This is a genomic window from Thermosynechococcus sp. JY1331, from assembly GCF_031583475.1.
GTDB lineage: Bacteria > Cyanobacteriota > Cyanobacteriia > Thermosynechococcales > Thermosynechococcaceae > Thermosynechococcus.
Genome location: NZ_CP134180.1, coordinates 1,177,743 through 1,196,639 on the forward strand (window position 1 = coordinate 1,177,743; position 18,897 = coordinate 1,196,639).

Annotated in this window: 23 protein-coding genes; 16 read left to right on the plus strand and 7 right to left on the minus strand. The window is 53.6% G+C overall.

What is annotated here, in order from left to right:
• Positions 1-19: 19 nt before the first annotated feature.
• Entirely contained in the window at positions 20-301 is a 282-nt protein-coding gene (locus RHJ31_RS05570; RefSeq protein WP_302677660.1) for a hypothetical protein, read from the minus strand.
• A gap of 233 nt (positions 302-534) precedes the next feature.
• Between RHJ31_RS05570 and RHJ31_RS05575 the strand changes: the two genes are divergently transcribed.
• The gene (locus RHJ31_RS05575; RefSeq protein WP_302677661.1) at positions 535-1,218 is read left to right on the plus strand and encodes a hypothetical protein; all 684 of its coding nucleotides are present in this window, start codon (positions 535-537) and stop codon (positions 1,216-1,218) included.
• 71 nt (positions 1,219-1,289) lie between these two features.
• Here RHJ31_RS05575 and RHJ31_RS05580 read toward each other — a convergent pair whose 3' ends face one another.
• Entirely contained in the window at positions 1,290-1,475 is a 186-nt protein-coding gene (locus RHJ31_RS05580; RefSeq protein WP_024125509.1) for an NblA/ycf18 family protein, read from the minus strand.
• A gap of 204 nt (positions 1,476-1,679) precedes the next feature.
• On the opposite strand from RHJ31_RS05580, the gene lpxD reads away from it, so the two are divergent.
• Together lpxD and RHJ31_RS05590 are read left to right on the plus strand one after the other, a co-directional pair.
• Positions 1,680-2,723 carry a UDP-3-O-(3-hydroxymyristoyl)glucosamine N-acyltransferase gene (gene lpxD / locus RHJ31_RS05585; RefSeq protein WP_302677662.1) on the plus strand — a complete coding sequence of 348 codons (1,044 nt, stop codon included), beginning with the start codon at positions 1,680-1,682 and terminating at the stop codon, positions 2,721-2,723.
• 98 nt (positions 2,724-2,821) lie between these two features.
• Positions 2,822-3,781 (plus strand): hypothetical protein, encoded by a 960-nt coding sequence (locus RHJ31_RS05590; protein ID WP_302677663.1) that lies wholly within the window; start codon positions 2,822-2,824, stop codon positions 3,779-3,781.
• Here RHJ31_RS05590 and RHJ31_RS05595 read toward each other — a convergent pair.
• The 3 genes from RHJ31_RS05595 to RHJ31_RS05605 form a co-directional block, all read right to left on the minus strand.
• Positions 3,778-4,920 (minus strand): histidine kinase, encoded by a 1,143-nt coding sequence (locus tag RHJ31_RS05595; protein WP_302677664.1) that lies wholly within the window; start codon positions 4,918-4,920, stop codon positions 3,778-3,780. The genes RHJ31_RS05590 and RHJ31_RS05595 overlap by 4 nt on opposite strands.
• Before the next feature lie 114 nt (positions 4,921-5,034).
• Positions 5,035-5,361 (minus strand): hypothetical protein, encoded by a 327-nt coding sequence (locus RHJ31_RS05600; RefSeq protein ID WP_149819160.1) that lies wholly within the window; start codon positions 5,359-5,361, stop codon positions 5,035-5,037.
• Positions 5,358-6,338, minus strand: a complete 981-nt coding sequence (locus RHJ31_RS05605; RefSeq protein ID WP_302677665.1) for a hypothetical protein — start codon at positions 6,336-6,338, stop codon at positions 5,358-5,360. Before RHJ31_RS05605 ends, RHJ31_RS05600 begins: the two co-directional genes overlap by 4 nt.
• 162 nt (positions 6,339-6,500) lie before the next feature.
• Here RHJ31_RS05605 and RHJ31_RS05610 point away from each other — a divergent pair, with 162 nt between their 5' ends.
• The 8 genes from RHJ31_RS05610 (at position 6,501) to RHJ31_RS05645 (ending at position 11,213) form a co-directional block, all read left to right on the plus strand.
• Entirely contained in the window at positions 6,501-6,800 is a 300-nt protein-coding gene (locus RHJ31_RS05610) for a TMEM165/GDT1 family protein (protein ID WP_286627074.1), read from the plus strand.
• A gap of 134 nt (positions 6,801-6,934) precedes the next feature.
• The gene (locus tag RHJ31_RS05615) at positions 6,935-7,396 is read left to right on the plus strand and encodes a Fur family transcriptional regulator (RefSeq protein WP_206200077.1); all 462 of its coding nucleotides are present in this window, start codon (positions 6,935-6,937) and stop codon (positions 7,394-7,396) included.
• A gap of 5 nt (positions 7,397-7,401) precedes the next feature.
• On the plus strand, positions 7,402-8,046 hold the full coding sequence (locus tag RHJ31_RS05620; RefSeq protein ID WP_302677667.1) for a pentapeptide repeat-containing protein: 645 nt from the start codon (positions 7,402-7,404) through the stop codon (positions 8,044-8,046).
• 113 nt (positions 8,047-8,159) lie between these two features.
• Positions 8,160-8,321 carry a DUF454 family protein gene (locus RHJ31_RS05625; protein ID WP_226972028.1) on the plus strand — a complete coding sequence of 54 codons (162 nt, stop codon included), beginning with the start codon at positions 8,160-8,162 and terminating at the stop codon, positions 8,319-8,321.
• Positions 8,318-8,653, plus strand: coding sequence for a hypothetical protein (locus RHJ31_RS05630; RefSeq protein ID WP_149819148.1), 336 nt, complete (start codon positions 8,318-8,320; stop codon positions 8,651-8,653). The genes RHJ31_RS05625 and RHJ31_RS05630 overlap by 4 nt, the downstream gene beginning before the upstream one ends.
• Positions 8,654-8,857: 204 nt before the next feature.
• Positions 8,858-9,778 carry a bifunctional methylenetetrahydrofolate dehydrogenase/methenyltetrahydrofolate cyclohydrolase FolD gene (gene folD, locus RHJ31_RS05635; RefSeq protein WP_302677668.1) on the plus strand — a complete coding sequence of 307 codons (921 nt, stop codon included), beginning with the start codon at positions 8,858-8,860 and terminating at the stop codon, positions 9,776-9,778.
• A gap of 10 nt (positions 9,779-9,788) precedes the next feature.
• Entirely contained in the window at positions 9,789-10,712 is a 924-nt protein-coding gene (gene crtE / locus RHJ31_RS05640; protein WP_302677669.1) for a geranylgeranyl diphosphate synthase CrtE, read from the plus strand.
• Between the two features lie 51 nt (positions 10,713-10,763).
• Positions 10,764-11,213 (plus strand): divergent PAP2 family protein, encoded by a 450-nt coding sequence (locus RHJ31_RS05645; protein ID WP_302677670.1) that lies wholly within the window; start codon positions 10,764-10,766, stop codon positions 11,211-11,213.
• A 15-nt stretch (positions 11,214-11,228) separates the two neighbouring features.
• On the opposite strand, the gene RHJ31_RS05650 is transcribed toward RHJ31_RS05645, so the two are convergent.
• Positions 11,229-12,659 carry a mannose-1-phosphate guanylyltransferase/mannose-6-phosphate isomerase gene (locus tag RHJ31_RS05650; RefSeq protein WP_302677671.1) on the minus strand — a complete coding sequence of 477 codons (1,431 nt, stop codon included), beginning with the start codon at positions 12,657-12,659 and terminating at the stop codon, positions 11,229-11,231.
• Positions 12,660-12,916: 257 nt separating this feature from the next.
• Here RHJ31_RS05650 and ndhO point away from each other — a divergent pair, with 257 nt between their 5' ends.
• The 5 genes from ndhO to RHJ31_RS05675 all read left to right on the plus strand — a co-directional run bounded on the left by ndhO (position 12,917) and on the right by RHJ31_RS05675 (position 17,761).
• Positions 12,917-13,129 carry a photosynthetic/respiratory NAD(P)H-quinone oxidoreductase subunit O gene (gene ndhO, locus RHJ31_RS05655; protein ID WP_181494778.1) on the plus strand — a complete coding sequence of 71 codons (213 nt, stop codon included), beginning with the start codon at positions 12,917-12,919 and terminating at the stop codon, positions 13,127-13,129.
• 110 nt (positions 13,130-13,239) lie between these two features.
• Complete coding sequence (locus RHJ31_RS05660) at positions 13,240-14,595, plus strand: folate/biopterin family MFS transporter (RefSeq protein ID WP_302677672.1); 1,356 nt, start codon at positions 13,240-13,242, stop codon at positions 14,593-14,595.
• The gene (locus RHJ31_RS05665) at positions 14,592-16,055 is read left to right on the plus strand and encodes a carotenoid oxygenase family protein (protein WP_302677673.1); all 1,464 of its coding nucleotides are present in this window, start codon (positions 14,592-14,594) and stop codon (positions 16,053-16,055) included. The genes RHJ31_RS05660 and RHJ31_RS05665 overlap by 4 nt, the downstream gene beginning before the upstream one ends.
• A gap of 3 nt (positions 16,056-16,058) precedes the next feature.
• Positions 16,059-16,541: a CYTH domain-containing protein gene (locus RHJ31_RS05670; protein ID WP_206200070.1), complete on the plus strand. Its 483-nt coding sequence runs from the start codon at positions 16,059-16,061 to the stop codon at positions 16,539-16,541.
• A 38-nt stretch (positions 16,542-16,579) separates the two neighbouring features.
• Complete coding sequence (locus RHJ31_RS05675; protein ID WP_302677674.1) at positions 16,580-17,761, plus strand: M20 family metallopeptidase; 1,182 nt, start codon at positions 16,580-16,582, stop codon at positions 17,759-17,761.
• On the opposite strand, the gene RHJ31_RS05680 is transcribed toward RHJ31_RS05675, so the two are convergent.
• The gene (locus tag RHJ31_RS05680) at positions 17,758-18,897 is read right to left on the minus strand and encodes an LptF/LptG family permease (RefSeq protein WP_206200068.1); all 1,140 of its coding nucleotides are present in this window, start codon (positions 18,895-18,897) and stop codon (positions 17,758-17,760) included. The genes RHJ31_RS05675 and RHJ31_RS05680 overlap by 4 nt on opposite strands.

The window sequence follows — 18,897 nt, forward strand, 5'->3', positions numbered from 1 at the left end:
TAGTTTAAGTCCCGCAGGATTATTCTTGGCGCAGTAGCAGTTGTTGAGCTTGGCTGGGCGTCAGCAGTTGGCCATCCACTTCAATTTGTAGCACCTTGTCAGCAGATGGTTGCAGCATCGTACTGGCCTCACGGCGGTCTTTAGAACGCCAGTGATTTTGCCAAAGGCGGTTCATTTCCGAGGATTCAAAGCCGGTGGTCGGGGAAATGGGATTCAAGATCGGGGGCAGGGGAGTCGCCAACGTGGCCAAGGGATAACATATCCCCAGCAACACCACGCTCAGCAGCAGTGGACGAGTCATATATCAATACCTCTTAGGAGCGATCGCAAATAATTTTTACAGTAGGCTTCTTCTAACCGCTTATTTTTTTTCACCAAGGTCAGCCCTCATTCTTATTATATCCTCTGGAACTAAAGTCCTTTTTGGGTTTTTTCCCTCGTACTGAAGCGTTGAAGCTACCAAGCTTCTGTATTGTTTCCTAAGTTATGATGGTAAGGCGTACGCACCAGTTTTTTGGCAATTATCAATCCAGAATGACACAGGTATACACCCCTGAAGATGTTTGGCGATTATTGGCAGAGCTACTGGCGGCTCAAAAGGAAACAGAACGCCGATTTCAGGAAACCGAGCGACAATTTCAAGAAACAGATCGGCGTTTTCAGGATCTTGAACAGCGATTTCAGGAAACGGCTCAACGGTTTCAAGAAACAGATCGGCGGTTCCAAGAGACTGACCGGCGTTTTCAAGAAACCGAACGATTGCTCCGAGAAGAAGCACGGCAGCTCAACCAACAAATTGGCAAACTGGGCAATCGCCTTGGGGAGTTTGTGGAGTGGCAAGTCCGCCCAGCCGTGTTGCGCTTATTTCAGAGTCGGGGAATTGCTGTTTCTCAACTCTACAGTGATGTGATTCTTCAAGACGGCAACGAGAGTTTAGAAATTGATCTGTTGGTCGTTAACACCGATGAAGCCGTTCTCATCGAAGTGAAAACAAAACTTAGCCAAGGAGATGTTGATGAACATTTAGAGCGGATTGCGAAATTTCGCCGTCTAGCTCACCAGTATCGTGGCACCAAACTCTTGGGTGCCGTGGCAGGGATGATTGTGCCGCCCGAGGTGGCTCGCTACGCTTATCGGCAAGGTTTGTTTGTGTTGGCGCAGTCGGGGGATGGGGTGACGATTCTCAACGACCCGCAGTTTCAGCCCCGTGCGTGGTAGGCCACTATCCCCTACTTGATTCGACGGCGGAAGCAAGGTGGAGAAAGAGGTCCGTCCCACACCTGTGTGACCTAGGCAGCGCGTTTGACCAAGGAGCGAATGACGTTGTCTTTCATCATCAATAGGCGAGAGGCTTGCAACAGTAGCTCACGCGCTTCCTGAAGGCTCATGGCACTCACTTGCTCCTCCATCACCCGCATTTGAAACTCCTGTTCAAAGCTGAGGTCAACATTCAGTTCGGGGAAGCGTTGCTCCATAGAATGTACTCCTTACTCCATGTTATCGGGCATACGTGTTAAAAAATATAACAAACACATTGACAAAGTTGCCACTCAATGAATATCACCCGTGCAAAGGATAAAATGTTCAGCATGAACGATTTCGCTAAGTTCTTGATCGGTTTCGCAAACGAGACCTGATAGACTGAGCTAAAACTCAAGTTTGATGATGAGGACGGCAAGATGCGGTTGGCAGAGGTGGCCGAACGGTTTGGGGCAACCCTTGATTGTCCAGAGCAGGGCGATCGCCCCGTGTTGGGGGTAGCCCCCTTAGAAACAGCAACAGCCACGGATATCTCTTTTTTGGCCAATCCGAAGTACACCGCTCTATTGCAGACCACGGCAGCGGCTGCTGTGTTTGTCCGTCCCGATTTTCAAGGGGAGGCAGCCTGTCCCCTGCTGCGGGTGCCCCATCCCTACCTTGCCTTTGCCAAATGTATTGAATGGTTTTATCCGCAACCCAAACCCTCCGCCAAAATTCACCCGACGGCAATTCTGGGCGCCGATGTGGTGTTGGGAGCGGATGTGACGATTGGTGCCTATACCGTGATTGGCGATCGCGTGCGCATTGGCGATCGCACAGTAATTGATAGTCATTGCACACTCTACGACGATGTGGTGGTTGGCGCCGATTGCCGTATCTATAGCCACTGTGCCCTGCGGGAGCGGGTACAATTGGGCGATCGCGTCATTCTGCAAAATAGTGTTGTCCTCGGCGGTGATGGCTTTGGCTATGTGCCTCTGCCCGATGGTCGCCACTATAAAATTCCGCAAGTGGGCACCGTGGTGATTGGCAATGATGTCGAAATTGGTGCCGGCACAACGATTGATCGCGCCACCCTTGGGGAGACCACTGTGGCGAATGGCACGAAGATTGACAACCTGACGATGGTGGCTCACAACTGTACCATCGGTGAAAACGCGATTCTCTGTGCTCAAGTGGGCTTAGCGGGTTCGACCCACATTGGTAATCATGTCGTTCTGGCGGGACAGGTGGGGGCAGCGGGTCATTTGACCATTGGCGATCGCACCATTGTCTCCGCTAAATCCGGCATCAGTAGCTCTGTCCCCCCAGATAGTCGCATGGGCGGCATTCCGGCGATGGATCAGACGCTCTACCTAAAGGTTTCAGCCGCAGTCAAGCAATTGCCCGATCTCCTCAAACGGGTTCGCAAATTGGAAGCCAAGGTGGCGGAAGCGGATAAATCCTCTAGCCACCCTCTATAGTGGAAGTAAAGGCTCGCATCCTGTTCCTGATTCTTCAGGGTGATCATTGATGGTGAGGTGGGGATCAATCCATTACACAAATTGGCAACACTCAACTTATGACTCTGCCAGCGGCTCTTCGCTTACTGCCCAGTGATCAAGAATTGTTTCAAGCACTCCTTGGCTACCATGACCTGACCACCAAGGCAGAGAAACAGACGGCCTTGCTCGCTTTGCTGCAGCGCGATCGCGCCCAAGTCATTGTCAAAAGCATTGCCCAAGCTGCTTTTCCCCAAACGGCCTTTAACTTTGCCCTCTGGATGCTCAACCATGACTTGGTGACACTGGATTGGCTCTACGACATCACCTATCGCATTTCCACCCAAGGCTGTCAAGAAACCATTGATTTGGGATTGCTCTACGGCAGTCTCAAGCACTTAAGTGCAGGGGATCAAGCCGTTGTCTTGGGTCAAACTGAGGCTGCCCTCAAGGCGATTCGTCTCGATGAGTTGGATTTAGCAGCGTTGATTAAAACGCTGGAACCAGGGGTGGCCATCAGTTTCCTCTCTTGGTTTGTCACCTTTAAGAAAATCACCACGGTGGATCTGGAGTACCTCAGCCAAATTGTCCAGAAGGTGAAACCCGCAGCAGCAGCCCCCCAAGAGACCACTGAGATTCAGTCACAGCCTCTAATCCCAGAACCGCACATCATTCAACTGACCCTTGAAGATAAATTGCTGGACTTGAATTTGCAATTGGGGGGCACAGAAACAGAGATTCTACCCAAGGTTTTGGATCGCTTTTTGTTCCGGCGCACCCGTGAGGATAAGGTGGTTTATCGTCCAAATACACGGGTGGTTCGTCTGGTCTGTGCGGGGGAAGAACGCCGGGAAATTCCAGTGCCAGTGCGCAGTGCCAAAACATGGCCACCGGGAGTCTATGTGATCTATCGCGAGCAGGAGTCGCTCCAACTGATGCGCTTGCCGGATAATGAGTTCTACGAAATTTTGCCCCTTGGGCCTGATCCCTATCTGCGCGCTGAAACGATCGCCCGCATGGTCAAGGAAGGGCAGCGCTAGCTATAAACGGGCAGTGTGAAGTGAAAGCAACTGCCTTTTCCCGGTTGGGAGTCCACCCAAATCTGGCCGTAGTGCATACGAATAATTTGGCGGCAAAGGGCAAGGCCAATGCCATAGCCTTCAATGGTGCGATCGCGATCGAGGCGAACCGTCTCGCCAAAAATTTTTTCCTGCTGCTCAATGGGAATACCGGGGCCAGTGTCACAGACGGTAACTTGTACTTTTTGAGTCATGCGGTGAAAGGCGCTCAGGTGGATTTTGCCCCCTTCAGGAGTGTATTTACAGGCATTGTCCAGCAGGTTGACCAGTACCTGACGAATGCGATCGCCATCGCCATAAACCAAGGGTAAATCCAAAGGAATGTCGGTGGTAAAGTGCTGCTTTTTACGTTCAAAATTGAGGCGCACATCCTCAACCGTTTCTTGGCACAGTTGTCGCAGATCCAGTTGCCGTGCCATAATTTGCAGCTTATCTTGGGGTCCGCGCGCCGCTAAGAGTAAATCCGTAATCAGTTGTCCCATCATCTGGGTTTGACTGCGGGCATGGTGAAACAGGCGTTGGATGTCCTCAATATGGAGTTGCTGAGTGCTCTCTTCCTGAAGGTTGGCTTCGAGGGTTTCAAGGGCAATGCCAACAGCAGTGAGGGGGTTACGCAACTCATGGGCCAGCAAGCCAATAATCCGATCTTTGAATTGCAGTTGTTCGGCAAGGCGATCGCGCTCTTGGCGCAGTTGAAACAGCTCATCCTTCAGGCGGCTGAGTTCCATCGAGCAATCGGACTGCTCCGCTGCCGACTTTTGCATATCTGCCTGTAGGCCGAGAGCCACTTCCCGCTGCCAGCGCGGCCACCAATAGTCTACTTTTTGCAGCAGCTTACGACCAGCGAGGGTTTGACGCGGTTCAGGACGGACTTTAATCAAGGCAGGCGTGGCAACCAGCTTGTACTCCTCTAGGAGATAGGGCTGCTCACCTATGGGCACCACTTTTAACTCAAAGCCAAAGTTCGAGGGTAGTTGCTGAATGTGGGCTTGAATAGCAGCGGTTTCCTCTTCATCGCCCGGACGATTGGCAACAAACAGGAGCAAACTGAGCGGCGGTGTCGTTTCTTGGGTAGAACTGGCATCCGCAGACGCTTTCATTGAATCACCAGTGAGTATTCTCAAGGGCAATGAATGGCGCTTCCTGGACAGGAAACACTAGAGAGCAATCAAAAGATTAACTAAATGTTAGCGGATTCTCCCCCGCAACCCAACCTAGGATTGTTGGCCATCCCGCCGGCCAAGTTCGTAGATTGCCCCACCGATGGTTGCCATCAGGCCTAAACTCAAGGCCCAACTTTGTCCCAAGCCCAAACTACAGAGGATAAAGCAACCCGTCCCCACCAGAATAAAGGGAACTAGCCCCACCATCCCTGCCCAGAATTCGGCACTTTGGTTTGCTTCACCCCCTAGCCACGTCACTAAACGCTGTATTAAGGCTTGCCCCGTGGGATAAAAGCCCCAGTACAGGGCGATCGCCCACAGACCAGACCCCGCAATGGCAATGGGGGAGAGAGAAACCTGCTGCAAATTGGGAATCATAGGAGTCCTTGAAAAATCTTGGGATCAAACATTTCTCGGAGAGATAGATAGTAGGGGGTAAAAACACTTGTATCATAGCCAGCGGCACGGGTTTGTATTTCCTTACCCAAAAGGTGCACCATTTGAAACACTAGCTCCCATATCACATTCAGCGAAGGATAAAGCATCAAACACAGAGGAAAGAGTTCTCGTTGCAGCGCCTCAAGGCTTTGCTCCAAAAGACATACCCAGAGGTAGATTTGGAACATCTCGACATCGCGAATACTGGAAACACGCACACTGGCTTGGGTCAAAGGGCCACTAAAACAGCGGTGCTGGGGGTTGAGTTCGGCAACACGATCACAAATAGCGGTGGCGATCGCCGTGCTCTGGGGCAACAGATGGCGCACTAAAGCCAAGGCCGGATCATTGTAGTCGTAGTTGGCTGCTGCGTTATAGGCACGGTGCAAGGGCATGTAGAGGTGATCATCAATGACTTTGAAGAAGCTACTGAGGATCGGACGTTGGCTCGTTGGTGCCACTTCTAGCAGTAATACCCCCGTGTGGTGAAACTGCATACTGACAAAGCCAATCACCCGCGGATCGACGGCAGTATAGCGGCGGCGAATCTCACTGATGGCACTAGCCAGCTTGGCGGTCATTTGCTGGGTGCCCTTGCCGGCTTCGTAGAGTTTGAGGGTGCGCTGATAAATGTCATGGATGTCTTTGGAGATGCTCCAAGGATCCACCAGTTCCGCTGGGATGCCATGGCGAATCATCTCTGCGGCCAAAAAGCCTTCAGTGCGCTGCCAAGCCTTGACACTGGCATTCCGCAATTCGGCCAAGAGCCGAGGGGCAACCACCGCTGGATCATCCTCCGCAAGGGCGGTGGTGTTGAGGTTGGTAATATAGCGCTTTGCCCAAGCCTGTGCCAGACTGCTCAAGGAGGTGGTGTCCGGTGGGATCGCGCTCGATCCGTCAGTAGTGGTATTCAACATGAGCACCTCCGCCATTTAGAACAGGGCTATAAGCAGAATTGATGTTAAGAATCGTAACTTGTTTTAAGCTGATCCTGCCACCCTGCGCCACTAGCGATCGTTGACCGCAACTGCCCATACCGTTAATCTGCCCTATAGCAGCAACATCTTTGGAGAAATTGGATGGACTGGCAATCCTTCGCCGTGAGTTTTGCGATTGTGTTCTTGTCAGAACTGGGGGACAAGAGTCAACTGGTGGCGATTACTTTAGGGAGTAATGCCCGCTCCGCTACCGCTGTCTTTCTAGGCGTGGCCTCTGGCTTGGTGTGTACAACGTTTTTCGGTGTGCTTTTGGGCAGTGGGATTGCCACATTGATCCCCGTGAAAGTGGTCAAGGCGATCGCTGCCATGATGTTTGCCTTTCTGGGGTTTTATTTGCTGTCTCAAACAGCGGCTGACAGCCTTGACAAGGAGCGAATTTGATTATAACCAAAGGATTGATTATCATAGTGACTACAGGTTAGCAAATGGATAACCCTAAAACTGCGATTTAACTGCAATAGGCTACTTAGCTAAGCAAAATCTGCTGTTTGAATTTTATTTTTTAGGATAGCGCCGTGTTCACGTCTCCTGCTCCCAGTCCCCTACCCCCCATTCGTTCCCTTGAGGATGCGATCGATCGCTGTCAGCGGCTTGGATTGCGGCTGAGTCGGCAGCGGCGTGCCATTCTTGAACTGCTCTGGGATGCCAAGGATCACCTCTCAGCGCGGCAGATCTACGATCGCCTGAATCAAGCCGGCAAAGACATCGGCCATACCTCTGTATATCAGAATCTCGAAGCCCTTTCCGAGCATGGCATTATTGAGTGCGTTGAGCGTGCCGATGGGCGCCTTTACGGCAATATCAGTGATAGTCACAGCCATGTCAATTGTCTCGATAGCCAGAAAATTATTGACGTTCATGTTGAGCTACCCCCCTCTCTCATTGCTGAGATTGAAGCAAAAACTGGCGTGAAAATTGTTGACTATCGCATTGATTTTTACGGTTATCAAAACACTGATCCGAGTGCCCAAGGATAACTGCCGTGGCCAATCCCCAACATCTTCAGCTTCTCAAGCAGGGGGTTACCGCTTGGAATCAATGGCGGGAGCAAAACAGTGATATTCGCCCTGATCTGGGACAGGCAGATTTAACGGGCGCCAATTTGGAGTTGTACAACCTCACCAATGCCAATCTTGATCAGGCCAATTTGGCAGGTGCGGATCTGCGCCATGCCCTCCTCAAGGATGCCTACATGGCGGGAGCAAACCTCTACATGAGTGACCTGATTGAGGCAGATTTGCAGGGGGCCTGTTTACAACGGGCTACCTTAGCGGGTGCTGATCTCTACAAGTCAAATATTGCCATGGCCGATCTGCGCCAAGCCAACTTGGTGGGCACGCTACTGCGGCGAGTGAGCCTAGTGGAAGCGACCCTTGCCTATGCCAACCTCACCCGTGCCAATCTCTTTCAGGCCAACCTGCACTTGGCCGATCTCAAGAGCGCAATTTTGCAAGAAGCGATTCTCGAAAGTGCCAGTCTCATTGAGGCCAACTTTGAATATGCGGTTCTCATTGCGGCCAAGATGTCGAAGGCCAATGCCCGCCGTGCTAACTTTAAGGGGGCAAACCTCTATAAAGCAGAAATGGACAGCATGGATCTGCGGGATGCGATTCTCGATAAAGCTTAGCACCAGCAACTTGTGAAAAAGCAAGGTTCAGGCTACGTTAGAGGTGAATCATCCTCGCCGATTGCAACTCGAAGGGAATGCCTGTGACTAAAAGCATCCGTAATACAGCACGTATGGTTCTTGGTGTGATTTTTGGAATTATTGGGGTTGTCGGCTTCATTTTACCCCTAGTGCCAGGAACGCCTTTTTTGCTGATAGCGGCAGCTTGTTTTAATTCTATGGAACCTGAGGAGACCGCCAGTGCCCAAGGGAATGAATCGCCACCCGTGGCATGAAATACTTTTTCCTCACTGAGGGGTGGCAGATTGGCCGCGTGTGGGAACCCCAAGGCCTCTGGAATGAGCAAGCGTGGCGGCGATCGCCCGTGATCACCCGTACCTGTCTCTACATTCTAGAGGGGGAGGAAAAGCTCTGGCTGTACCAAGTGGAGGAGATGGTTCTCATGGTAGAAGTGAAGCCCAGCCATCCTGACCCGGCCTCAACCATTGGCCAAGTGGTGCTCAAGCGCCTGATGAGTGCGGAGGATGTGCTGACCTACCTGTGTACTACCCCTGCCATTGCCAAAATTCAAGTGGAGCGAACCTCCCCTTCGGGCGATCGCCCCTAGCGATTCTTAAGCCTTTGACACAATTCGTTAACTCTTCTGGCGCAATTCCCTATCTGCGGTGGCTTAGCAGAGAGAACTTGATCAATGCTAGCCTTGGTGCTCCCTGTTTGAGGTAAACTAATTCGATGTTGTTGCCAACCGATGGAAACGCATTCGGCAACTCAACCCTAGACTTTCGTGATTGATCAATTTTTAAGGTGTCCTTTGGTTGCAAACTCCGCTGCCTGCCTTGATGGCAAATCCTTAGCCCAGTCCATTGAACGCCAGTTGGCTGATCATGTGCGGACGTTTCAAGCCCAGTGGGGGCGATCGCCCGGGTTGGCCGTGTTGCGGGTTGGTGATGATCCCGCCAGTGCCGTGTATGTCCGTGCCAAAGAACAAGCCTGTGGCCGCGTCGGGATTCAATCCTTTGGTGCCCATTTACCGGCCACCATTACAGAAGCGGATTTATTGGCCAGAATTACTGAGCTAAATCAGGACGAACGGGTGGATGGCATTCTGCTGCAATTACCCCTACCACCCCACCTTGATCCCCGTCCCCTGCTATACGCGATTCATCCGGATAAAGATGTGGATGGCCTGCATCCCGAAAATCTCGGTCGGCTCGTGCGCGATGAACCGGGACTGCGCAGTTGTACGCCTGCTGGAGTGATGCAGCTTTTGGCCGCCTATGGCATTGATGTTGCAGGTCGCTCGGCAGTGGTCGTGGGTCGCAGTATTTTGGTCGGCAAGCCCTTGGCCTTGATGTTACTCACTGCCAATGCAACGGTGACGATCGCCCACTCGCGCACCCGTGATCTTGCCAGTGTCACCCGTAGTGCTGAGATTTTAGTCACAGCGATGGGACAGCCGCGGCGGATTACTGCCGACATGATTCGGCCGGGGGCAGTGGTCATTGATGTCGGGATTAATCGCATTCAACGCCCCGACGGTAAATCGAGTCTCTGGGGCGATGTGGACTATGAGGCTGCCTGTGCTGTGGCCAGTTATATTACCCCTGTTCCGGGGGGCGTCGGTCCGATGACCGTTGCCATGTTGTTGCACAATACTGTATGGAGCTATTGTCGCCGTCACAACTGGCACAAGCCCCTGCTCTCGTTGACCTCTATGCCGCCCGCACGCTGAGGAGTTGTTCATGATTTCCGCTGATCCCCCCCAAGTCCATCCCGCCGGCACATTTGATCTCAAAGCCTACCTCAAAGAACGCCAAGCCCTTGTGGAAGCAGCCCTCGAAGCCTCGATCCCCGTTGCCTACCCAGAGAAAATTTATGATGCGATGCGCTATTCACTGATGGCGGGGGGCAAACGGCTGCGCCCGATTCTTTGCTTGGCCACCTGTGAACTGATGGGGGGCACCGTGGAAATGGCCATGCCCACCGCCTGTGCCCTAGAGATGATCCACACGATGTCGCTGATCCACGATGATCTGCCAGCTATGGACAATGATGACTACCGTCGCGGCAAGCCCACAAATCACAAAGTCTATGGCGAAGATATTGCCATTCTGGCGGGGGATGGCTTACTGGCCTATGCTTTTGAATATGTGGTGGAACAAACGAAAAACGTGCCCGCAGAGTATCTGCTGAAAATTGTGGCGCGGTTGGGGCATGCGGTGGCAGCAACGGGATTGGTGGGCGGTCAAGTGGTGGACTTGGAGTGTGAAGGGCAGCCGAACATTGGTCTAGAAACGCTGCACTTTATCCACTCCCACAAAACGGGGGCATTACTGGAGGCCTCTGTGGTTTCTGGGGCATTACTGACGGGGGCGAATGAATCTGATGTGGCTCGCCTGTCGCGCTATGCGGCAAATATTGGCTTGGCGTTCCAGATTGTGGATGACATTTTGGATATTACTTCGACCCGCGATGTCCTCGGTAAAACCGTTGGTAAAGATGTGGCCGCCCAAAAAATGACGTACCCGCGCCTGTGGGGTCTGGAAAAATCTCGCCAAGAGGCTGAACGCTTGGTGGCAGAGGCGAAGGCAGAGTTGGCTGTGTATGGGTCAGCCGCCATTCCTTTGCAGGCGATCGCCGACTACATTACCAGCCGCAGCCATTAACGATCCCGAAGTGGGTTAGGATGGGCGCAGAGTTTGTCCTTGTCCGTAACCATGATGGACGGTCTTCGTGAGCTACTGGCTAACCATGTCCTCTGGGTCGCTTTCGCCGCCAGCGCGATCGCCCAAATGCTCAAGTTACTGATTGACATTGCCAAACATCGCAAGCTCAATTTCCGCGTTCTGGTGGAAACGGGGGGCATGCCCAGTTCCCATTCCGCCTTGGTTACTGCTCTGGCGACTGGGGTAGGGCTGCAGCAGGGCTGGGATAGCATTGAGTTTGCGATCGCCGTTGTCTTTGCCTGCATTGTCATGTACGATGCGGCCGGGGTGCGCCAAGCCGCTGGTAAACAAGCCCGCATTCTCAATCAAATTGTTGATGAATTTTTCCAAGATGGGCACGAATTGGCAGAAGCCCGCCTCAAGGAGTTATTGGGGCACACCCCCATTCAAGTCATCGTTGGTTCCGCCCTTGGGGTGGCGATCGCTTGGCTAGCGGTCTAAGGGTTTGCCCAGCGGTTATCGCCCTGTCTCGCGACCATAGCGATCCTCAAAGCGGACAATATCATCTTCGCCAAGATAGGCTCCCGACTGCACTTCAATCATTTCAAGGGGAATTTTCCCCGGATTGGCCAAGCGGTGCACAGCGCCCACAGGGATATAGGTGGACTCATTCTCCGTCAGCAGAAACGTTTTGCCATTGCAGGTAACTTCCGCTGTACCACTGACAACAATCCAATGTTCTGCGCGGTGATGGTGCTGTTGCAGCGAAAGACTCGCCCCCGGCTTGACCGTAATCCGCTTCACTTGAAAGCGATGACCCGTGTCAATGGAGTCGTAGTGTCCCCAAGGGCGATAGACTACGCGATGATTGTAAGCCTCACTGCGCTTTTGGGCTTGCAGTTGCTCCACCACTTGTTTCACCTGTTGTGCCGCCTCCTGATGGGCAATGAGAACGGCATCAGCAGTTTCTACAACAATGAGGTTTTCCACCCCCAGTAGAGCAACCAAGCGGTTTTGACTATGGACAAAGCAATCTTTGCTGCCATAGGTGAGAACATCGCCACGGCAACTGTTGCCAAATTCATCCTTGGGTGTCACCTCCCAGAGACTCGACCAAGACCCCACATCACTCCAGCCGCACTCTAGGGGCACTACCGCTGCTTTTTGCGTCTTTTCCATCACCCCATAGTCCACCGATAAACTGGGACACTGACTCAAGGGTGCTTTGGCCAAGCGGATAAAGTCCAAATCCTCCTGTCCCTCCCGCAGTGCCAAGCGGCAATGGTGCAAAATGTCTGGCTGCTGCTGTGCCAATTCTGCTAAGAAGCTCTGGGCGCGGAAGAGAAACATACCGCTATTCCAAAGGTAATGGCCATCCGCTAGATAAGCCTCTGCCGTTGCCAAATCGGGTTTTTCGACAAACTCTGCCACCCGATAGGTGTGGGCCTCACTGAGAGCTTCCCCCCGCCGAATGTAGCCGTAGCCTGTATGGGGAGAGGTGGGGGTAATGCCAAAGGTCACTAACCAGTCCTTGGTGGCGGGTGCCAGTGCCCGTTGTAGCCCCTGCTGAAAGGCGGCAACATCCTGAATTAAATGATCCGCTGGTAGCACCAAAAGAATGGCATCGGTGGCGAGGACGTCTGTGACGTAGAGCGCAGCAAGGGTAATCGCAGGAGCCGTATTGCGCCCCAAGGGTTCAAGCAAAATCCGCGTTGGTGTCACCCCTAGCTCTTGAAATTGTTCTGCCACAAGAAAGCGATGGGCGTCATTGGCCACGATCACCGGGGGATGAAGATGGGGGAACCCCTGTAACCGTTGCCAGGTCTGTTGCAGCAGACTTGCGCCTTCGCTCGTTAAACGCATAAACTGTTTGGGGTGGGCTTGGCGCGATAAGGGCCAAAGGCGACTGCCTGATCCCCCGGATAGAATCACTGGAATACAATCCATGCAAGGCTTTCCTTAGGTAGTGTGGTGCTTAAGCGTAGTCTATCGCCAAAGAACTTCGTCTTGGTTCAGACCCCTGTTCTTTTTGTTGCTCATTTGCTGGGGGCTACTGTTTTGGCAGTGCCCGATGAATGGCAGTGAAGGAGTGAGGTGGCGTTTCCCCTTGGTTAAGGTTTGGCAATTGGATTCATCAACAGACTTAAAGCCCTTGGCAATTCTCCTTAGGATAGAATGTGGGCTGAGCAGCGTTAGGGTTTCCTATGGCGATTAAAAAGGGAGATTTGGTAAAGGTCGTTGCTGAAAAATTGGCCAACAGTGTTGAGGCCTTGGCCAGTGATCATCGCTATCCCCCCTATCTCTTTGAGGGACGGGGTGAGGTGGTGGAGATTCGCGGTGACTATGCGCAGATTAAATTTCCAGTGCCCACCCCTACAGTTTGGCTGCGCCTCGATCAACTGGAGGTTGCCAAATAACCGCCATTAGGGTCTCTTGCGAGTCTAGGAGCCAATGAAGAGTACCCGTGTTAGCAATTTTCAGCTTGTCTGGATATGATGGAGGCAATGCTGTTGCTTAACATTTGGTAATGTTAGTTCAACCTTCGCAACCTCAACGCTGGTTTCAGTGGCTCAAGGAGACGCTCCTTTTTGGGCAAGAACCCAGTGGCGAACTCTTAGCCATTTTGCTGGTGTATTTTGTCCAAGGGGTGTTGGGCTTAGCACGGCTGGCCATTAGCTTTTTCTTTAAGGATGAGTTGGGGCTGTCGCCGGCGGAAGTGGCAGCATTAATGGGTGTGGCTGCGCTGCCTTGGGTCATTAAGCCGGTGTTTGGCCTCATTTCTGATAGTGTGCCGCTTTTGGGATTTCGTCGCCGTTCCTATCTTGTCCTGTCGGGCTTGCTGGGCTGTGGGGCGTGGTTGAGCTTGGGGACGTGGGTGGCTAGCCCTTGGCAGGCAACGGCAGCGATTCTCGCAGCCTCGATCGCGATCGCCCTCAGTGATGTGATTGTGGATTCACTGGTGGTGGAACGGGCACGCCAAGAATCGGCCACTGAAATGGGAACGCTGCAATCCCTAAGCTGGGCAGCGACTGCCGTGGGGGGCATCCTCACCGCTTACTTTAGTGGCCAACTGTTGCAGTGGTTTAGTCCGCGTACAGTGTTTCAAATTACAGCGGCGTTTCCGCTCTTGATGTCGGGGGTTGCGTGGGCGATCGCCGAAGCACGGGTTACGGCTCGGCCTCAACTGCGTCAGACTTGGGAGCACATCAACCGTGTGCGCCAAGCAATGATGCAAAAACGGATTTGGTTGCCGGTGGCGTTTCTCTTCCTCTGGCAAGCCACCCCCGGCTCGGAATCAGCCTTCTTTTTCTTCACAACGAATGAATTGGGCTTTGAGGCGGAGTTTTTGGGGCGGGTGCGCCTTGTCACTAGCATCGCCTCCCTCTTGGGGGTGTGGATTTTCCAGCGCTACTTGAAAACGCTGCCCATTCGTACCATTTTTTTCTGGAGCACGATTCTCTCAGCCCTTTTGGGACTCTCTAGCTTGATTTTGGTCACCCACCTCAATCGCCAATGGGGCATTAGTGACCAGTGGTTTAGCTTGGGGGATAGCCTCATTTTGGCAGTTATGGGGCAGATTGCCTTTATGCCGGTACTCGTGTTGGCGGCGCGGCTGTGTCCGCCGGGGATTGAGGCCACCCTCTTTGCGCTGCTGATGTCCATTAGCAACCTTGCCAATCTGGTCTCCCATGAGTTGGGGGCACTGCTGACCCACTGGCTGGGGATTACCGAGCATAACTTCGATCGCCTCTGGTTGCTGGTGCTCATTACCAACCTGAGTACGCTATTGCCCCTACCACTGTTGAACTGGTTGCCGCAGCAGGTGCCGGCGCCCGTCTCTCAATCCTCTGTCACTGTTGAGTTGGAGCCAAGTGTCTCATGACTGGAGTTTTAGATCGCCCCTACACGATGGCGGATTGGCGGGGGGGGACCGAATCTCTCACCCAAGAATATGACTATTGGATTGAGGATGTCGAAGGTACGGTGCCCACGGATTTGGTGGGAACGCTCTACCGCAATGGCCCTGGACGGTTGGAGCGCGGGGGAGTGCCCTTAGCCCATCCCTTTGATGGCGACGGCATGATCTGTGCTTTTCGCTTTGAGAAGGGACGGGTGCATTTTCGCAATCGCTACGTGCGTACCGCCGGATTTTTGGCGGAGGAAAAGGCCAATCGCCTTCTCTATCGCGGTGTCTTTGGCACCCAAAAACCGGGGGGCTGGCTGGCCAATTTCCTCGATACCCGGGTCAAAAACATTGCCAATACCCATGTGATCTATTGGGGGGGCAAATTACTGGCGCTCTGGGAAGCCGGTCTGCCCTACTGCCTTGACCCTGTGACCCTAGAAACCATTGGCCTCGACAACCTAGGGGGTCTCCTCAAGGAGAGGGATGCCTTTGCAGCGCATCCCCGCTTTGATCCTCAGACGCAGCGGCTCGTGAATTTTGGTGTCAAGCCCGGCCTCAGCACCCGCATTACACTCTATGAATTTGATGTCAGTGGTCAGTGTGTTTCGCAACCCGTATTTCAGATTCCGGGGTTTGCTTTTATCCATGACTTTGCCCTGACCCCCAACTACGCCATTGTCTTTCAAAATCCAGTGCAGTTAAATCCGCTGCCCTATCTGCTGGGACTGCGGGGCGCTGCCCAGTGCATTCAATTCCATGCGCAGGAACCGACACGGGTTTGGCTGCTGCCTCGTCGGGGTGGGACTCCCCAGATGTTGACGATGCCCGCCTGTTTTGTCTTTCACCATGCCAATGCCTACGAAGCTGGGGATGAAATTCATGTGGAGTCCATTGCCTACAGCCACTTTCCCAATCTCGAACCGGGCATGGATTTTCGGGAGGTGAATTTTGCGGCGCTGCCCTCAAGCCTGCTGTGGCGGATTCAATTGAACCCCAAAACCAAGGCGGTGGATTGGCAAGTGGTCAGCGATCGCCCCTGTGAATTTCCCGTAGTGCATCCGGCCAAGGTGGGGCAACCCTATCGCTACACCTATTTGGCGGCAGGGCATGATCCGAAAACCAATGCGCCTCTCCAGGCTCTGTGGCGGTGCGATCGCCAGACGGGCGAGGAACAATTTTGGTCGGCGGCGCCGCGTGGCTTTGCCAGTGAACCCATTTTTGTCCCGCGGGGTCTGCAAAAGGGTGACTTTCTCTGGCAGGGTGCCCAAGGGGAAGAAGATGGCTGGCTTTTGCAGGTGGTGTATGATGCCAGTTGCCACAAATCGCAGTTACTCATCTTTGATGCGGCAGCCATTAGCGCCGGGCCAGTGGCACGATTGCGCTTGAAACACCACATTCCCTATGGTCTCCACGGTTCATTTACCACAGCGGTCTAGGCAATGGGCATCGAAATTGAGCGCAAGTTCCTTGTCATAGGCGAAGAATGGCGATCGCTGGTCACAAGTGTGTCCCAATTTGCCCAAGGCTACCTGTCCACAGTGCCTGAGCGCACGGTGCGGGTGCGTCTTGCGGGGGAGGAGGCATGGATCACGATCAAGGGCAAAGCCAGCGGTGGCCAACGCCGTGAGTATGAGTATGCTATCCCCGTTGCTGATGCAAGGGAACTCCTCGCGGAATTGTGCCTACAACCCATCATCCAGAAAAACCGCTATCGTATTCCAGCGGGTGATCTGTGTTGGGAAGTGGATGAATTTACTGGCGCCTGTACTGGCCTGATTTTGGCAGAAATTGAATTGCCCCGTGCTCACTATCCCCTGACTCTACCCCCTTGGATTGGCCTTGAGGTGACCGACGACCCCCGCTATACCAATGCCTACTTAGCGGAGCACCCCTATCAGGAGTGGGCAACCGGCAATTCCTGAGATTCGATAGGATACAAAAATATCGCCACGGCTGCGCTATGCTTGCTCGGATTCGCCAGATTACCCAAACCCTCACCCCCCGTCTCATTGAAATTCGTCGCCATCTGCACCGCTACCCCGAATTGAGTGGTCAAGAACATCAAACGGCTGCCTACGTGGCGGGGGTACTTTCCTCCGCCGGCTTAACCGTACAGCAGGATGTGGGCAAAGTGGGGGTGATTGCGGAACTGGCGGGGAATCCTAAAGAACAGCGGCTCTTGGCCATTCGCGCCGATATGGATGCCCTGCCGATTCAAGAGCGCACTGGACTCGAGTTTAGCTCAAAACATAGCGGGGTGATGCACGCCTGTGGTCATGATGTCCACACCACGGTGGGTCTGGGCACGGCAATGGTGTTAGCAGCCCTCAAGGAGGAGTTCCCCGGACGGGTGCGGTTTATTTTTCAACCAGCGGAAGAAATTGCCCAAGGGGCGAGTTGGATGATTGCCGATGGCGCTATGAAAGAGGTGAGTGCCATTTTGTCGCTCCATGTGTTTCCCACCATTCCAGCGGGGGAAGTAGCGGTACGCTATGGGGCGTTGACGGCGGCTGCCGATGACATTGAGTTAACGATTTTGGGAGAATCGGGCCACGGTGCCCGCCCCCATGAAGCGGTAGATGCGATTTGGATTGCCGCTCAAGTGATCAGTGCTTTGCAACAGGCCATTAGCCGCACGCAGAATCCCCTGCGACCCGTGGTGGTCACCTTTGGCAAAATTCAAGGGGGACGGGCTGCCAATGTCATTGCCGATCAGGTGACGCTTCAGGGAACGGTGCGATCGCTCCATCCAGAAACCCGTGCCACCCTCCCAACTTGGATTGAGCAAATTGTGGCCAATGTCTGCCATGCCTACGGTGCCCGTTACCAACTCCACTATCGGCGGGGCGTACCGGGGGTGGAAAATACGCCCTACCTATCGCAACTGCTGGCAGAGGCGGCGACTGATGTGGTGGGTGCCCCCCATGTGCATATTTTGCCGGAACCGTCCCTTGGGGCAGAGGATTTTGCCCTGTACCTAGAGCATGCCCCCGGTGCGATGTTTCGCCTTGGGGTGGGGTTTCGCGATCGCCCCAACTATCCCCTGCATCACCCGGAGTTTGATGTGGACGAACAAGCTATCCCTGTGGGCGTGATGACCCTTGCCCATGCGGCCTGTCGCTATTGGCAGATTCCCTACTAGTGACGGTTGGCATGATAGAGCATCCCGAGGGCGATCGCGCTGACGACAACCTTCGGTAACCAACTGGCCACGATGGGCGACACTGCTCCCCCCTCGCCAAAGGCGGTGAAAATAAAGGCAGCAACATAATAGCCAAAAATAATCGCCACACTGAGACCAAAGGCACGCCCCTGTCCTTGGCGAGGAGAACTGATGCCCAAAACGGCACCGACAACGGCAAAACTCAGGCACAAAACGGGAAGGGAGAGCTTTTCCTGCAACTGCACCCGCCACTGCCGCAGACGTTTGGCATCGCCACTTTCTGCCAAAACTTGCAAGTACTGATAGATTTCGCGGCTGGTCATAAACTCTGGTGCCCGCGTTTCCATGGCCAAATCAAGGGGAGTGCGGGGGTAGGCAAATGTTCGTTCTGAGAAGGTCTCGGCCACGTCATAGTCGCGATCGCGGGTCAGGTGGTGGTAGGTGCCCTGCCGAAACAGCCACGCCGAACCCTGCCACTGGGCTTCCTGCGCCGTAATAATTTCTCGCAATTGCCCCTGCTCAAAGTTCAACACCGTCACTTGACCCATGACCTCGCCATCAAAACGATGGGCAAAAAAGAGTTGCTGAAGCTGCCCCCCAGCAAAACGACGGTAGAAGATATTGCGGGTTTGAAAGGTAGGTTGCGGGCGTTGAATCGCCACTTCCAAGGTCTTGATGGCGCGGTAGGCCATGGGGGGAGCCACCAGTTCATTGAGGGCAAAGGTAAAGAGCAAGGCACAGAACCCCGCTAGGAGCGCCGGTCGCACTAAACGCAGCGGACTCACCCCACAGCTTTTGCAAGCAATCAGTTCACTGCGACGGGAGAGTTGACTATAGGCAAGGAGCGAACCAAAGAGCATCGCCATGGGAATGCCCAGCACCGCAAAGGTGGGCAAACGCAGAAAAAAGACTTGAAGGGCACTGAGGATGCCAAGGTTGTGCTCCACCATATTGCGAATGAGGTAGAACACTGTACCAATAACGGCAGCGATCGCCGTAAAAATGCCAAAACCAAAGACAAAGGGGCGAATCATCTCCCGCAGAATATAGCGATCCAACAGGGAGAATCGCGGCTGCCAAGGCATCTTCTCAAGGGATCGGGCGATCGCCAGCAT